At 70.6% G+C, this 14,920-nt stretch carries 13 protein-coding genes and 1 pseudogene; 10 read left to right on the top strand and 4 right to left on the bottom strand.

Going from position 1 to position 14,920, the window contains the following annotated elements; genetic code table 11:
* Nucleotides 1–230 precede the first annotated feature (230 nt).
* Nucleotides 231–722: a peptidylprolyl isomerase gene (locus AB0N16_RS07450; RefSeq protein ID WP_365794005.1), complete on the top strand. Its 492-nt coding sequence runs from the start codon at nt 231–233 to the stop codon at nt 720–722.
* A gap of 43 nt (nt 723–765) precedes the next feature.
* Here AB0N16_RS07450 and AB0N16_RS07445 read toward each other — a convergent pair whose 3' ends face one another.
* The 3 genes from AB0N16_RS07445 to AB0N16_RS07435 form a co-directional block, all read right to left on the bottom strand.
* Nucleotides 766–1,779, bottom strand: coding sequence for an MASE1 domain-containing protein (locus tag AB0N16_RS07445; protein WP_365794003.1), 1,014 nt, complete (start codon nt 1,777–1,779; stop codon nt 766–768).
* A 202-nt stretch (nt 1,780–1,981) separates the two neighbouring features.
* On the bottom strand, nt 1,982–2,809 hold the full coding sequence (locus AB0N16_RS07440; RefSeq protein ID WP_365794001.1) for a PP2C family protein-serine/threonine phosphatase: 828 nt from the start codon (nt 2,807–2,809) through the stop codon (nt 1,982–1,984).
* Nucleotides 2,810–2,989: 180 nt separating this feature from the next.
* A complete protein-coding gene (locus AB0N16_RS07435; protein ID WP_365793999.1) occupies nt 2,990–4,093 on the bottom strand; it encodes a GNAT family N-acetyltransferase in 1,104 nt (367 codons plus the stop codon).
* Nucleotides 4,094–4,788: 695 nt separating this feature from the next.
* Between AB0N16_RS07435 and AB0N16_RS07430 the strand changes: the two genes are divergently transcribed.
* Genes AB0N16_RS07430 through AB0N16_RS07410 form a run of 5 tightly spaced genes read left to right on the top strand, consistent with a single transcriptional unit; the run spans nt 4,789 to nt 10,615 of the window.
* On the top strand, nt 4,789–5,880 hold the full coding sequence (locus tag AB0N16_RS07430) for a substrate-binding domain-containing protein (protein ID WP_365793997.1): 1,092 nt from the start codon (nt 4,789–4,791) through the stop codon (nt 5,878–5,880).
* A 25-nt stretch (nt 5,881–5,905) separates the two neighbouring features.
* On the top strand, nt 5,906–6,994 hold the full coding sequence (locus AB0N16_RS07425) for a mandelate racemase/muconate lactonizing enzyme family protein (RefSeq protein ID WP_365793995.1): 1,089 nt from the start codon (nt 5,906–5,908) through the stop codon (nt 6,992–6,994).
* Nucleotides 6,991–8,055: an ABC transporter permease gene (locus AB0N16_RS07420; protein ID WP_365793993.1), complete on the top strand. Its 1,065-nt coding sequence runs from the start codon at nt 6,991–6,993 to the stop codon at nt 8,053–8,055. The genes AB0N16_RS07425 and AB0N16_RS07420 overlap by 4 nt, the downstream gene beginning before the upstream one ends.
* Nucleotides 8,052–9,071: an ABC transporter permease gene (locus AB0N16_RS07415; RefSeq protein WP_365793991.1), complete on the top strand. Its 1,020-nt coding sequence runs from the start codon at nt 8,052–8,054 to the stop codon at nt 9,069–9,071. Before AB0N16_RS07420 ends, AB0N16_RS07415 begins: the two co-directional genes overlap by 4 nt.
* Nucleotides 9,068–10,615: a sugar ABC transporter ATP-binding protein gene (locus AB0N16_RS07410; RefSeq protein ID WP_365793989.1), complete on the top strand. Its 1,548-nt coding sequence runs from the start codon at nt 9,068–9,070 to the stop codon at nt 10,613–10,615. The genes AB0N16_RS07415 and AB0N16_RS07410 overlap by 4 nt, the downstream gene beginning before the upstream one ends.
* An 18-nt stretch (nt 10,616–10,633) precedes the next feature.
* Here AB0N16_RS07410 and AB0N16_RS07405 read toward each other — a convergent pair whose 3' ends face one another.
* Nucleotides 10,634–11,404 carry a GntR family transcriptional regulator gene (locus AB0N16_RS07405; RefSeq protein ID WP_365793987.1) on the bottom strand — a complete coding sequence of 257 codons (771 nt, stop codon included), beginning with the start codon at nt 11,402–11,404 and terminating at the stop codon, nt 10,634–10,636.
* A 156-nt stretch (nt 11,405–11,560) separates the two neighbouring features.
* On the opposite strand from AB0N16_RS07405, the gene AB0N16_RS07400 reads away from it, so the two are divergent.
* From AB0N16_RS07400 to AB0N16_RS07385, 4 genes and pseudogenes are all read left to right on the top strand, one after another.
* Complete coding sequence (locus tag AB0N16_RS07400) at nt 11,561–12,295, top strand: DUF2071 domain-containing protein (protein WP_365793985.1); 735 nt, start codon at nt 11,561–11,563, stop codon at nt 12,293–12,295.
* A 120-nt stretch (nt 12,296–12,415) separates the two neighbouring features.
* A complete protein-coding gene (locus AB0N16_RS07395; RefSeq protein WP_365793983.1) occupies nt 12,416–13,630 on the top strand; it encodes a carbohydrate-binding protein in 1,215 nt (404 codons plus the stop codon).
* A 129-nt stretch (nt 13,631–13,759) separates the two neighbouring features.
* Nucleotides 13,760–14,536, top strand: coding sequence for a polysaccharide lyase family 7 protein (locus AB0N16_RS07390; RefSeq protein ID WP_365793981.1), 777 nt, complete (start codon nt 13,760–13,762; stop codon nt 14,534–14,536).
* A gap of 53 nt (nt 14,537–14,589) precedes the next feature.
* Nucleotides 14,590–14,885, top strand: a pseudogene (locus AB0N16_RS07385) (DUF4389 domain-containing protein); the annotation flags it as partial.
* Between the last annotated feature and the right edge of the window lie 35 nt (nt 14,886–14,920).

Below are 14,920 nucleotides of genomic sequence, written 5' to 3'. Positions count from 1 at the left end.
GAGCTGCAGACACTCCTCGCCCTCTGGACCGGCGCCTGCCCCACCTGCCACCGCGACATACCAACACCAATACGGACCTGACCAAGCCCTACTAGGAGTCGCCGGGCAGCGGCTCGGGGCGCCGTGTCCCCCAGGGATGCGGGCGCCCGAGCGGCTCGGACGGCCCGACACCCCGCTCCGTCCGCACCCATGGGAGGGACCGGGGGACGGTTCGCGATAGGTTGACCTGCATGAGCGACAACGTTTACTTCGACATCTCGATCAACAACGAGCCGGTCGGCCGGATCGTGTTCAACCTGTTCGACGACGTGGTCCCGAAGACGGCCCGCAACTTCCGTGAGCTCGCCACCGGGCAGAACGGCTTCGGCTACGCCGGTTCGGGGTTCCACCGGGTCATCCCCCAGTTCATGCTCCAGGGCGGTGACTTCACCCGCGGTGACGGCACCGGCGGCAAGAGCATCTACGGCGAGAAGTTCCCGGACGAGAACTTCCAGCTCAAGCACGACCGCAAGTACCTGCTGAGCATGGCCAACGCGGGCCCGCACTCCAACGGCTCGCAGTTCTTCGTCACCACCGTGCTGACGCCCTGGCTGGACGGCAAGCACGTGGTCTTCGGCGAGGTCGTCGAGGGCTCGGACATCGTCGACAAGATCGAGGGCTACGGCACCTCCAGCGGTGCGCCGAAGGCCAAGATCGAGATCACGGCCAGCGGCACCGTCTGACAACGGCCCCCCACACGTGAACGGTGACCGGGCGACCGCCCGGTCACCGTTCGTCTCGTGCGCGCCGGAGTTCCTCGACCTCCGGCGGGGCCCGGCCGGCCGGGTGATCGTGCGCGCTGAGGTGTTCCAGGGCCTCGGCCAGGTCCTGGCAGGCCTCCTCGACGGACAGCCGGGTGTTGCGCTGCTCGGTGATCACGGCCGACAGCAGCAGCGCGGTCAGGGCCAGCGCACCGTTGAACAGCTGGAGCTTCAGCATCACCTCGACGGGGGACAGCCGGGCGAACGCTCCGACGCCCTGCGTCGCGGCGACCGCGGCCATCACCGATGCGAACAGGGCGCACAGCATGCTTCCCGCCAGCCGGAACCGCAGCGCGGCCCAGATCAGCAGCGGGTAGACGAGGAAGAGCGCGTTCATGGAGCTGCGCGTGGCCACCGGGACCATGACGGCTGCGACGACCGCGAGAGCCAGCGCCTCCTTCCAGCGGGTCAGGGACGGCAAACCGCGGGCTTCGAACAGCACCAGCAGGACCGGGGTGACGATCAGGACTCCCATCGCGTCGCCGACCCACCACGCCAGCCAGATGGGCCAGAAGTGGGTCGCGGCGAGCTTGCCGACGAGGACCAGCGTGACCACGTCGGCGGTGGAGCTGATCACCATGGCGGCGAGCGCCCCGAGGAACACCAGGGCGAGGCCGTCCCGGAGCCGTCCCAGGTCGGTGCGGAAGCCGACCCGGCGCAGCATCACGTAGGCGCACACCGGCCCGGCCGTGTTGCCGAGGAGGATGCCCAGGACGTCGGGTCCGGGCGTGCCGAGCGACAGCACGAGGAAGAGGCCGCCGAGCGTGACGCCCGGCCAGCAGCCCAGGCCGAAGACCAGCAGACAGGCCAGCGCGACTCCGGTCGGCGGATAGATGGGGGTGAAGACGGCGCCCTCGACGGTGAGCCGGCACAGCAGGCCCAGCCGCCCTGCCGCGAAGTAGCAGGTGGCGACAGCCAGCGTCCGGAGGGCGAAGACGGCCGGCCGGCGCAGTTCCTGGATACCCACCACAGCAGCCATCAGACACCGATCCGCCCAGGTCGGCGAGGCGGGGAACCACCTACGGCCGACGTGCCGGGTACGTCGGCCGCCGACGTCCCCCACGTCCGACGGGGAGAAGTACCGGCCGTCCGCCGCCCACGCCCCGACAGCCGCTGTACCCGGCCGGCGGCCGTGTCCCCGGCGCGTGGGTCGCGGGTCGCTACGGCGTGGGCGCGGGTCGCTACGGCGTGCGGCCGAGGCCGTCGTGGCCCACGACCAGGACCGCCGCGTCGTCCTCGTGGCCCACCTGTTCCGCGCCCTTGATCACGGCGGCGGCCAGGGAGTGCGCCTCGAGACCGGCGATGGCAGCGATACCGGCGAGCCGTACCACCTGGTCGAGTCCCTCCTCGATGCTCATCGACGGCCCTTCCACCACCCCGTCCGTGAGCAGCACGAACATGCCCCCGGTGGTGAGCCGGAACCGGGACACCGGGTACTCGATGCCCGGTTCGATGCCCAGCGGCGGCCCGCCCTCGTCCTCGCCGACCCCGGACTTTCCGTCGGCGGTGGCCCAGACGAACGGGATGTGGCCGGCCCGGGCGCTCTCCAGGACCCCGGTCTCCGGGTCGAGCCGCATGAACGTGCAGGTGGCGAAGAGTTCGTTGCCCAGGGAGACCAGCAGGTCGTTCGTCCGGGCGAGCAGTTCGCCCGGCTCGCTGGTCACCGAGGCGAGCGCCCGCAGTCCCGCCCTGACCTGGCCCATGAAGGCGGCCGCCTCGATGTTGTGGCCCTGGACGTCACCTATGGACAGGCCTATGCGGCCGTCGGGCAGGGTGAAGGCGTCGTACCAGTCACCGCCCACGTTCAGCCCGTAGGTGGCGGGCGCGTACCGGACGGCCAGGTGGAAGCGGGGGGTCTCGGGCAGGTCGCGGGGCAGCATGCCGCGCTGGAGTGCGATGGCCAGCTCGACCTGGGAGCGCTGGTACTCGGCCCGCTCGCGTGCCTGGGCGGTGAGCGACCGGAGTCTGACCAGCAGCTCGTCGTCGTCCATTGAGCGCTTGCGGGGCATGGATCACTCCGGCCGAGGCGGCAGCCCTTCCAGGGCGAAACCCTGGATTTCACCTTTACAGGATCATAGTGCGCATGGCGGGCAAGAGGCCGCACCGGTGAAGGCCGGGCCGGCCGGCCTGCACCGTCCTGACCTCGGGACGGCCCGGCGGGCGGGGCGCTCGTGGTCAGGACGGTGGGTTCATCCCTTGCGAAGCCCGTCGGGGCGGCGCGAGGCGCGCAGGGTGCCGACCGTCTTGAGCAGCCGGTCCGCCGGGTCGCGCAGCCGGGGATGGGCGAGGACGGTGTTGCGCAGGCCGCGGACCGGGCGGCGCCACAGGCGGTGTGCCGCGGCCACCGGGTGGGTTCGGGTGACGAATCCCTCGCCGACCCACAGTTCGCGGGTCTTGAGCCAGTCCTTGTACTCCTTGTCCCCGCGCCCGAGGTCGACGAGGGTCACACCGCCGCGCGCCGCGCCCTCGGCGGTGCGCAGATGCATCATCAACCCGGGCGAGTAGTAGTGCAGTTCGGGGTCGTAGGCGGTGAACCAGGCGGCCAGTACGGTGCCCGAGCGCGGCCCGAAGTGCGCGGCCACCGGGCGGTCGCCCGCGTAGAGCACGGAGAGCACGCCGGTGAAGTGATCCTCGCGGACGTGGAAGAGATGGTCCACGAGGTCGACGATCCAGGGGCGGGCGAAGCGGTCCATGCGTCCGGTCCGCCGGTACTGGGCGGACTTCCAGCGCATCAGGGTGCGCAGGGCCGCCGGGTCGCGCTCGTCGAACTCGAAGCGCAGGTCGCCGATGTCGCGGCCGAGGCGCCGTTCCTTCTTCAGCGTGGTCTTGGCCAGGCCGGGGTAGGTGGCGCGCAGCCACTCGGGGTAACCGCCGTCGCCGGGTTTGACGTCGATCACCGGCGAGGCGAAGGTCCCGGTGACATGGCCGGCGAACGGTCTCTGCTCGGCGACCAGATGGTCGAACTCGAAGATGGACATGCCGCACGCGCTCAGCAACTCCTGGGCGTCCCAGGTGACTCCGGGGCGGTGCACCAGCGCCTGGCAGTCGGAGAGGCCGAGGCCGATGGCCCGGCCCACGCCGAAGGCGTTGCGCTCGTACGGGAAGAAGCCGACGGGTTCGCCGGCGTCGCGCAGGACGGCCACCCGTACGCCCCCGCGGTGTCTGCCGACACCGATCGTGAACTCCGGGGCCAGAAAGGGGTTGGCGTACTCCGGTGACTCGTCCATCGCGTGATGCCAGGCCCGGCGGAGTGACTGGGTCAGTTCGCCGGGTCTGTGGATCGTGATGTCCACCTCAGATCAACCGCCCTTCGGTCGACGAGGTGTGTGGCGCATGACTCCGGGACCGAGTCCCGGACGGGCCTCTGCACTGGCCTCTGGATCGCATGGCGACCGCTCCCCCCCCATAACGCGGATTCCGCGTTCTGCCGTTGCTACGAACAGCTCCTGTTCCCCGCCGTACGCCTTCCGTCCGCGGCCGGCGACCGGGTCGCCGTTCCGGAGGTGTCGCTCAAACGTCGCGAAACAGTACGCACGCTGTCAAGGGTGCCACTGTCACGGCGGGATGAGGGTGGGGTGACTCGGACTTTCCCGGTCCTTTCCGTCAGGTCGCCGTCGCCGCGGTCGCGGCCCGGCCCGCCTGCCTGCCCGAGAAGAGGCAACCGCCGAGGAAGGTGCCCTCCAGCGAGCGGTATCCGTGCATCCCGCCGCCGCAGCCGGCCACCAGGATGTTACCGGCGGTAGCCCGAGGTGGCGGGCGGCGGCCAGAGTTCTGCGCAGAGGGATTGCCAGATCCCCCAAGGCCGCGACAGGCACCCCGACGAGCAAGGGATTTCCTATAGGATTGCGCTCGCCGTGGGCGAATCCGGACCAAGGCCGGTTCCGATCTCCGCTGATCAAAACCGTTCTTGTCACAAACCTTGACGCATGCGCCTCCCTGACACACGATCTCCGCATCGATTTCCTATCTGATTACGCAGGGGTGGGCGATGCGCTTCCCGACCAGATCCGTCCTGCCCGGGCTTCTCACAGCGGCCTTGCTCGTCGCGGGGACAGCGGCCTGCACCTACCGCAACGCCCCCGGCACCGCCGCCGGTCAGGCCACGGCGGCCCAACGAACCGGCGGCGGTGCCGAGTTGACGGACGGCTCGCGGACCGAGGTCGCCCTCGTGCCGGGGGGCGCCCATCCCTACTTCCAGCCCTGGAAGGCGGCGGGCGCCGGGGCGAAGAAGACGTACGGCCTCGGGGCCGTCACCTTCGACGAGACGGCCGAGTGGGACCAGCAGAAGCAGAACAACCTGCTGTCCACACTCGCCGCGCGCGGCTACAACGCCTTCGGGGTGTTCGGGGTCTCCCCCACCGACATCAACACGACCTTCGCGGACCTCAAGTCGCAGGGCTTCCCGGTGGCCTCCCTCGGCTCCTGCCCGGCGGGCGGCACGGACGAGGCCGACTTCTGCCTCTCCACGAACGTCGAACTCGCCGCCTACAAGGCCACGAAGGCGGCCATCGAGGCCATGGGCGGCAAGGGCACCCTGGTCCATCTGACCGGCAACAACGTGGACGCCAACACCCAGTTGCGGATCAAGGGCGTCGCCCGGGCGGTCAAGGAGTCCGGCGGCAAGGTGCGGCTTCTGCAGACCGTCACCGACATCGACACCGACCTGGGCACCGCGCAGAAGGCGGTGTCCGACCTGATGGCGGCGAAGGGCGCTCAGATCACCGGCATCGTCGCCACCGCCTACAACCCGGCCGTCGCCGCCGCCGACACCGTCAAGTCGTCCGGGTCGAAGGCGAAGGTCATCGCCATCGACGACGACGCCAAGATCCTCAGCGGCATCAGACAGGGCACGGTCACGGCCACCGTCGTACAGAACCCGGTCGGCCAGGCCGAGATCGGCGTCTGGGCCCTGGCCCTGCTCCAGACGAAGCAGTGCACCGTGCGCGACCCCGGGGTGGAGGTGGACTCCGGCTCGTTCGTCGTCGACAAGGCGAACGTGGCCGACTACGACAAGGCCCGGCAGGCGAAGACCGCGCAGCTCAAGCAGGAGTTCGCCGACAAGATCCTCGCGTGCGGCTGACCGCCCCGACAGAGTAAGGACATCGATGACGCTCATCACGACCGCGACCGCCAGGCTGGCCGACATCGCCGTCGAGACAAACCGTACCGACGCGGTGCAGTCCTTCGTCACACAGGAGACCGTCCTGGTCGACCTGGAGACGGCGGACGGCCTCGCGGGCACCGGCTACGCCTATACGATCGGCACCGGGGGCACCTCCGTACTGGCCCTGCTGCGCGACCATCTGCTCCCCGCCCTGGTCGGGCAGGACGCCCGCAACGTCGAGGCCCTGTGGCAGCGACTGTTCGCGCTCACCCGGGCCACCACCACCGGAGCCATCACCTCCCTCGCGCTCGCCGCCGTGGACACCGCCCTGTGGGACGTGCGCTGCAAGCGGGCGGGCGAGCCGCTGTGGCGGCTGGCCGGCGGACACCGCCAGGAGGTCCCGGTCTACGACACCGAGGGCGGCTGGCTCCATCTGAGCACCGAGGAGCTGGTGAAGAGCGCCCTGCGGGCCCAGGAGGCAGGCTGGGCGGGCGTCAAGATCAAGGTGGGCAAGCCGCATCCCGCCGAGGACGCGGAGCGGCTGCGCGCCGTGCGCGAGGCCGTGGGCCCCGCGCTGCACATCATGACCGACGCCAACCAGTCCCAGACGGCGTCCTCGGTGCTCCGGCTCGCGGCCGCGCTGGAGCCGTACGACCCGTACTGGCTGGAGGAGCCGCTGCCTGCGGACGACATCAGCGGCCATGCCCGGCTCGCGCGGGCGACCCGGATCCCGGTGGCCGTCGGCGAGTCGATGTACTCGCTCATGCAGTTCCGCAGCTACCTGGAGTCCGGGGCCGCGTCGATCGTCCAGGTCGACGCGGCCCGGATCGGCGGTATCACCCCGTGGCTGAAGGTGGCACACCTGGCGGAGAGCCACAACGTGGCGGTCTGCCCGCACTTCCTGATGGAACTGCATGTCAGCCTCGCCGCCGCGGTGCCCAACGGCAGCTTCGTCGAGTACATCCCGCAGTTGCGGGCCGTGACCCGGACCGAGCTGGCCATCCGCGACGGCCTGGCCGTGGCCCCGGACGTGCCGGGGATCGGAATCGACTGGGACCTGGACGCCCTCGAGGACCGGAGGGTGGCATGACGACGTCCGTCAGCCCGCCGGAGACCGTCCCGGAGGAGAAGGCCGCCGCCCACCGGATGCCGTTCTGGGTCAACCAGCGGCTCGGTCTGCTGGTGCTGGTCCTCGCGCTGAGCATCCTGTTCGGCGTGCTGCGCCCCGCCTTCCTCGACCAGCGGCTGGTGCTCTTCCCGCTGCTGCGGGACGTGGCCACGCTCACCGTGGTGGCGCTCGCCCAGATGGTCGCCCTGTCCGTGGGGCACATGAACCTCGCCGTCGGGCGGATGGCGGCCTTCGGCGCCATGTTCGCGGGCCTCGGCTATGACAAGCTCCATCTGCCGATGCAAGCCGGGCTGGTGCTGTGCCTGGCCGCGGGCGCGGCGATCGGCGCGGTCACCGGCTGGCTGATCGCCCGGACCGGGGTGAGCTCCTTCGTCGTCACGCTGGCGATGGACTTCGCCCTGCTGGGCCTGGTCTCCCTCATGTACTCGGCCCTCACCGAGGACGCCGCCTTCACCACCCGGCCGGCCGGAATCGCCGCACTGAGGTCCTACTCCCTCGCCGACATCTGCGTCGGGCCGATCTGCGGCTCACCGGCGATCCCCCAGCTGGCCCAGTTCACCGTGGTCGCCATGCTGGGTCTCGGCTTTCTGTACGGCTGTACGCGCATCGGCAGGGAGCTGCTGCTCACCGGGGCGAACCCGGCCGCCGCCGAGCTGTCCGGGATTCCCACCGGACGCCGGGTCCTGCTGGCCCACGCCCTCTCCGGGCTGCTGGCCGCGCTCGCCGGCTTCATGGCCGCCGCCGGGACGGGTACGTTCCGCGCCTCCATCGGCGACGACTTCATGCTGCCGTCCTTCCTGGGCGCGGTACTCGGCGGCACCCTGCTCACCGGCGGGGTGGTGTCCGTCCTGGGCACGCTGCTCGGCACCGCGCTGGTCGGCGTGATCCGCAAGGGGCTCGACCTGCTCGGCGTCGGACTGGAAAGCCTCAATATCTATCTTGGCTGCATCCTCCTCCTCGCCCTGTCGGCCGACCGGATCCGCACCGTGGTCTCCTATCGCAAGGTGGTGCGCTCCACATGAGCACGATCCGCGATCAGCGCAGCCGGGCCGCGGCGGCGCTGCACCGGTTCTCCCGTACGACGGCGGCCATGCTGCTGCTGGTGGTCGTGGCCGGCTCGGTGGCGCTGGAGGTGGCGTCGTCGGGCTCCTTCTTCGAGGGCCCCTCGGTGCGGGTCTTCCTGCAGTACCTGGCCACGCCCATCCTGATCGGCCTGGCGCAGATGGTGGCGCTGTGCGTGGGCCAGCTCAATCTCGCCGTGGGCGCCCTGGGCGGTTTCACCGCCTGTCTGGCGGGGGTCCTGATGGCCGATCACGGGGTGCCGGCCGTGGTCGCCGTACTCGTGGGGCTGCTGACGGCGACGGCCGTCGGACTGATGACCGGCGTCGTCATCGTGGCCACGCAGATCAACGGCTTCATCGTCACACTCGCCACGATGACGATCCTCCTGGGCGCGCAGTACCGGCTCGTCGGCACCCGGACCGTCGACGGCTATTCCGCCGCGTTGCGTGACCTGGGCACGGCGGCGCCGCTGGACATCCCGCTCGTCTTCGTCGCGGCGATCGTCGCGGCGGTCCTGCTGGGCGGGTTCATGTACCGCACGGTCGCGGGACGGCGGCTGCTGGCCGCCGGCGGCAATCCGCTGGCAGCCCGGCTGTCGGGTATCTCCACGGACCGGCAGATCGTGGCCGCGCACACGCTCTCCGGGCTGCTGGTCGGGGTGGCAGCCGTGACGGCGACCGCCTCGCTGCCGGGCGTCAACCGCAGCGTCGGCGGTGACTGGCTGCTGCCGAGCTTCGCGGCGCCGATCATCGGCGGGGTCGCGCTGACCGGCGGCTCCATCGCCGTGTTCGGGACCGTACTGGCGGCCTTCGTGACCCGGCTCATCGACGCGGCACGCGCCCAGTTCTCGCTGGACCCGAGCTGGGTGAACCTCCTGATCGGTCTGGTGGTCCTCGGCACGGTCGCCGGCGGGCACCTGAACCAGACCCGGTTGGCGAAGACCACGCCGTCCCCGCAGCCAGGAGGTACGCGGTGAACACGGTCCTCCTCGAATGCCGCGACCTGGTCAAGGTCTTCCCCGGGGTCCGCGCGCTGGACGGCGTGGGGCTGCGGCTCGCCGCCGGCAGTGTGCACGCGCTCCTCGGTGAGAACGGCGCCGGCAAGTCCACCCTCATCAAGGTCCTGACCGGGGTGCACTCCCCCGACGGCGGCACCCTCACCTGGTGCGGCGAACCGGTGCGGCTGCGCTCGCCGCTGGAGGCGACCCGCACCGGCATCGGCGTCGTCCACCAGGAACGCAATCTGATCCCGCGCTTCTCGGTGGCCGAGAACATCACCCTGCAGAAGCCGCCCTCGCACCGTGGACTGGTCGACTACGCGGCCATGACCGAACCGGCCGTCGGCTGCCTCACCGAGCTGGGCGTCGACCTCGATCCGGACCGGCCGGTCCGCGAACTGTCCGTCGCACAGCAGCAGTTGGTGGAGATCGCCAAGGCCCTGTACACCGAGAGCCGGGTGCTGCTCCTGGACGAGCCCACCGCTTCGCTGTCCCCCGAGGAGACGGAGCGCCTGTTCGAGGTGGTCCGGCGGCTGGCCGAGCGCGGCGCCTGTGTCGTGTTCGTCAGTCACAAGCTGGAGGAGGTCTTCGCCGTCTGCGACACCGTCACCGTGCTGCGGGACGGGAGATCGGTGCTGGAGTCCTCGCCGCTGGCCGACCACTCCCACGACGACATCGTGAGCCTCATGGTGGGCCGCGCCCACGCGGCGGCCGAGATGCGCCCGCGTACCGTCGACCTGTCCGCCGCGCCGGTCCTGGAGCTGGAGGCGGTCGCCACGGCCGGCGGGCACCGGGACATCAGCCTGGCGGTGCGGCCCGGGGAGATCGTCGGTCTGTACGGGCTGGTCGGCGCCGGGCGGAGCGAGCTGGTCAAGGCGGTGCTCGGCCTGGACCGCATCACCGGCGGCGAGGTACGGGTGCACGGCAGACCGGCCCGGATCGCCTCGCCGCGGCAGGCGCTGCACGAGTTCGGCATCGGGTATGTGACCGAGAACCGCAAGGAGGAAGGCGTCTTCCTGGAGCAGCCGATCGTCCGGAACATCACCGTGACCGTGTGGCGACGGCTCGCGAGGGCGCTCGGGTTCGTCTCGGCACGCGAGGAAAGCGAGGTCGCCCAGGACCTCGTCGACCGGCTCGGTATCCGGATCACCGGGCTCGCGCAGACCGCCGGTGAGCTCTCCGGCGGCAACCAGCAGAAGGTCAGCCTCGCCAAGTGGCTGGCCGCCGACACCCGGCTGCTCGTCGTGGACGAGCCGACGGTCGGCGTGGACGTCCGCACCAAGCGGGCCTTCCACGAACTGATCTGGGATCTCGCCCACGACGGCCTGCCCATCCTGCTGATCAGCAGCGACCTCGCGGAGATGGTCACCCTCGCCGACCGGATCGTGGTCATGACGGACCACCGCGTCCGCGGCGAGGTCGACAACGACCGTGACTACGACCGGATGAGCGGCCGGATCATCCGTCTGATCCACGCCCACGACACGGTGCGCTCGTCAGGCGGGGGGCGGCTCCGGTCGTGAGCCACGGCGCGGCCGGGGTCATGGGGCAGCCGGCGGCTGGCCGTCGTCCTGACCCTGGCCCTGGCCCTGGCCCTCCCCGCCGCCCTCTACGAGCTGGCGTTCCATACTGCGGGTGAGGTGGTCGGTCATCGCCTCGGCCGCCCGGTCGGGGTTGCGGCGCAGTATGGCCCGGACGATCCGCTCGTGCTCGGTGACGGTCGGGCCACCGGCGCCGACCACGTTGCTGAGCCGGAAGATGTGCAGGTGGGCGTGGAGGCGTTCCACCGCGTCCACGAGGAGCGGGCGGTGCGCGGCCTGTCCGATCGCCTCGTGGAAGCGCTGGTCGAGCGCGGCGAAGTCGCGGTAGGAGGCGTACCGGCCGTTCGGGCTGGGCTGGGCCTGCATCTCCTCAACGATCCGTTCGAGGCCGTCGAGCTGGTCCTCGGTGGCGTTGACGGCGGCCAGGGCGGCGGCTCTGGGCTCCAACAGCAGCCGCATCTCGAAGAGTTCCGCGAGGCCCTGGCGGGTGAGCAGCTCTGTGGCCCGGTATCCGGACAGGGCGCGTTTGACGACCAGTCCGTCCGACTCCAGCCGGGCCAGGGCCTCCCGGACCGGGGTGGGCGAGACCTTGAGGGTGCGGGAGAGGGCGTCGATGCCGACGCGGGCGCCGGGGGCGATCTCGTGGTCCATGACCATCGCCTTGACGCTCTCGTACACGCTGTCCGACAGCGCCTGCCGGACGGGAGGCGGCTCGTCGTGCTCCTCGCCCTCGGCCGGGGCCCCGGCCGCGGAAGAGCTGTGCGACGGCATCCCGGCTCCTCCTTCTCCAGGCCTGTGGGTCGCCGACAGTTTACCCAGGTGGGCGCGGTGAGAGGCCCGGAAGTCCTGATCACGCGGGGCTTGGACGGCATCCGGTCCGCGCACCCTCCACACCGTCGCTCGCACTGGTGTGCTAAAACCGTATTTATGGAACCCGAGCCGATCACCGCCTCGGCCCCACGGCCCGTGCGACGGGCGACCCAGGTACAGGGCTGGCACGAACTCACCTTTCTGCACTGGCCGGTGGAGCCGGATCGGGTGGCCGGGCTGCTGCCCGCCGGCACCCGGCCGGACACCCTGGACGGGGTCAGCTACGTCGGCCTGGTCCCCTTCCTGATGCGGGACGTCGGTCTGGGCCCGGGACCCGGACTGCCGTACCTGGGGACCTTCTGCGAGACGAACGTACGGCTGTACTCGGTGGACGAGCAGGGCCGGCGCGGGGTGGTGTTCAAGTCCTTGGACGCAGCCCGGCTGCTCCCCGCCCTGGCGGGCCGGCTCGGGTTCCGGCTGCCGTACCTCTGGTCCTCGATGCGGCTGCGCCGTGAGGGCGAAGTGATCACCTACACCTGCCGGCGGAGGGGTCCGGCCGCCACCAGCCGGGCGGTCATACGGACCGGGCCGCCGATCGCCGAGCCGTCGCCGCTGGAGCACTTCCTGACCGCGCGCTGGGGGCTGCACGCCACCTGGCACGGGCGCACCCTGCATCAGCCGGCCGAGCACCCGCCCTGGCCGCTGCACCGGGCCGAACTCCTGGATCTGGACGACGACTTGGTGGTGGCGGCGGGCCTGCCCGCACCTGCCGGGCCGCCGGTCAGCGTGCTCTGGTCCCCCGGTGTGAAGGTGCGGTTCGGGCGGCCGACGCTGCTCCGGCATCACGGGTAAAGAATTCGTATGGTCTAGTCCAAAGTGCACTTTGGTCCAGTCCAATCTATTGACGTGCTCGCGACATCTCCGGAAGCTGGGGCACCACCCCACCTCCCCCCGCCCTCCCTGGAGGCACCAGTGAGACCCCTTCGCGCATGTCTGGGCGCGGCGGCCGCCGTCACCCTCGCCGCCGCCGGCACGACCGCGCTCGTCGCGAGCGACGCCTCGGGCGCAACCACCGCGCTGAGCAACCGGTGGTACGCGGCCGCCCCCTATCTGATGCCGCTGGACAACAACCCGCCGAACGCGGCCACCATCATGGACGCCACCGGACTGAAGGCCTTCCAGCTGGCGTTCGTCCTGGCCCCCAGCGGCGGCGGCTGCTCCCCCACCTGGGGCGGCACCGCGGCGGTCTCCTCGGACACCGCCGTCCAGTCGGTCATCAACACCATCCGGGCCAAGGGCGGCGACGTCTCCGTGTCGATCGGCGGCTACGGCGGCACCAAGCTCGGCCAGACCTGCGCGGACGCCGCCTCCACCGCGGCGGCCTACCAGCAGGTCATCACCAAGTACGGACTGCACGCCGTCGACTTCGACCTGGAGGAACCGGAGTACGAGAACACCGCGGCGATCAGGAACGAGATCGGCGCCGCGAAGATCCTCCAGCAGAACAACCCGGGCCTGTACGTCTCCGTCACCACCGCCGGCACGGCGGACGGGACCGGCTGGTTCGGCAAGCAGATGCTGCTGGAGGCGAAGTCACAGGGGTTCACGCCGAACAACTTCTCCATCATGCCGTTCGACGGCGGCTTCAGCGGTGCGGCGGCGCAGACCAGCGCGCTCACCAACTTCAACTCGATCCTGCGGTCCACCTTCGGATGGGACCAGGCGACCGCCTACGCCCACGAGGGCTTCTCCGGGATGAACGGCCGCAGCGACACCGGCGAGTACTTCACCCAGGCCGACTTCCAGACGGTGCTCGACTACGCCACGAGCCACAACATGGACCGGTTCACGTTCTGGTCCCTGAACCGCGACCGCCAGTGCAGCCCGGTCGACAACAACGGCACCACCTCCGGGACCTGTTCCAGCGTGGCGCAGAGCGACTGGGACTTCGCCAAGTACTCGGTGAAGTTCGCCGGGGTCACCCCGCCGACCACCACGCCCACCCCCACCCCCACGCCGACCCCGACGCCGACCTCCTGCAAGACCGCGTGGAGTGCGACGGCGGTGTACACGGCCGGCAACGAGGTCTCGTACAACAGCCACAACTGGAAGGCCAAGTGGTGGACCCAGAACGAGGTGCCCGGCGCCTCGGAGTGGGGCCCCTGGCAGGACGAGGGCGCCTGCTGAACCTCTTGACGGGATTGGTCCGGACCTTTAGCTTCACGGGTCAGCGACGGTTATGGATGCGTCCGGCGTTCATCGATATGAACATCAGGTGGGTTCCGGACGCAGCCCTCTCCCGAAAGGACCCCCCACGTGAACCGTTCCCGACTGCTCGCGGCTCCGGCCGCCGCGGGCCTCGCCCTCGCCCTCGTGCTGCTCACCGGCGGCAGCGCGGGCGCCGCGGACCCGGGCAAGGCGCCCGGCGGCAACTTCGACCTGTCCATATGGCAGCTCCAGGAGCCGGTGGGCTCCCCCGGCTCGCCGACCACCATCCCCTCGTCCCGGCTGCAGGGCGCGGGCGGCTACCAGGACGCGTACTTCTACACCGACACCCGCGACGGCGCGATGACCTTCTGGGCGCCCGAGAAGGGCGTCACGACCCCGAACTCCAACTACGCCCGCTCCGAGCTGCGCGAGATGAACCGCGACGGCAGCGCCGCCAACTGGTCGCTCAGCGGCAGTCACAGGATGAGCGCGACCCTGCGGGTGGTCTCGGTGACCAAGAACGTGTGCGTGGGCCAGATCCACCTCGGCACCGGCGGCTCCTCCACCAAGCCCCTGCTGGAGCTGTACTACCACTCCAACGGCGACATCGTCCTCGGCACCGAGAACTCCCCGTCCGGCGGCCAGACCACGCACAGCGTGGGCCATGTGTCGATCGGCAAGACCTGGACCTACACCATCGCCGTCTCCGGCGGGAACACCATCGACCTGACCGTCAACGGCACTACGACCCACTACGCCATTCCGTCCTCCTTCAACCCGTACAAGCAGTACTTCAAGGCGGGCTCGTACAACCAGTCATCCTCCGACAGCACGACCAACGGCGCCCGGGTCGCGTTCTACGGACTGACCGTCCAACACGGGTAGTTCGGCTGCCCGGGCCTGGCGGGGGCGGTGGTGCCGCCGCACGATGGAGGGGCTCGATGCTCCTGGTGGACCGCTATCCGCCGTTCGCCCTGACCGCGCCGGAGTACCCGGTGCAGATCGAGCTGCGGCCCACCACCCTGAACCGGCTCGCGGTGCTGTTCCGGCTGATCCTGATGATCCCGGCGTGGATCGTCACCACCTTCGCGGCGGCCGGCTGGTTCGCGATCGGCTGGATCTTCTGGATCATCGGGATCGTGCTGGGGCGGCTGCGGAGCCGCTCTTCGGGGCGACGGCGGCGGTCGCCCGCTACCGGATGCGGTACGGCGCCTACGCCGGCATGCTGACGCCCGTCGCGAACCCGGCGCAAGTGGTACATCCGGCGGG

The organism is Streptomyces sp. NPDC051105, assembly GCF_040682795.1.
Classification (GTDB): domain Bacteria; phylum Actinomycetota; class Actinomycetes; order Streptomycetales; family Streptomycetaceae; genus Streptomyces.
The sequence above is the reverse complement of the archived record's forward strand: the minus strand, read 5'-3'. Positions and strand labels throughout refer to the sequence as shown.

Bases quoted from the DNA above. Each gene is read 5' to 3' on its own strand.
- AB0N16_RS07400 (WP_365793985.1), top strand. From the start codon at position 11,561: ATGGAACCCGAGCCGATCACCGCCTCGGCCCCACGGCCCGTGCGACGG.
- AB0N16_RS07420 (WP_365793993.1), top strand. From the start codon at position 6,991: ATGACGACGTCCGTCAGCCCGCCGGAGACCGTCCCGGAGGAGAAGGCC.
- AB0N16_RS07450 (WP_365794005.1), top strand. From the start codon at position 231: ATGAGCGACAACGTTTACTTCGACATCTCGATCAACAACGAGCCGGTC.
- AB0N16_RS07445 (WP_365794003.1), bottom strand. From the start codon at position 1,779: ATGGCTGCTGTGGTGGGTATCCAGGAACTGCGCCGGCCGGCCGTCTTC.
- AB0N16_RS07440 (WP_365794001.1), bottom strand. From the start codon at position 2,809: ATGCCCCGCAAGCGCTCAATGGACGACGACGAGCTGCTGGTCAGACTC.
- AB0N16_RS07405 (WP_365793987.1), bottom strand. From the start codon at position 11,404: ATGCCGTCGCACAGCTCTTCCGCGGCCGGGGCCCCGGCCGAGGGCGAG.
- AB0N16_RS07430 (WP_365793997.1), top strand. From the start codon at position 4,789: ATGCGCTTCCCGACCAGATCCGTCCTGCCCGGGCTTCTCACAGCGGCC.
- AB0N16_RS07425 (WP_365793995.1), top strand. From the start codon at position 5,906: ATGACGCTCATCACGACCGCGACCGCCAGGCTGGCCGACATCGCCGTC.
- AB0N16_RS07415 (WP_365793991.1), top strand. From the start codon at position 8,052: ATGAGCACGATCCGCGATCAGCGCAGCCGGGCCGCGGCGGCGCTGCAC.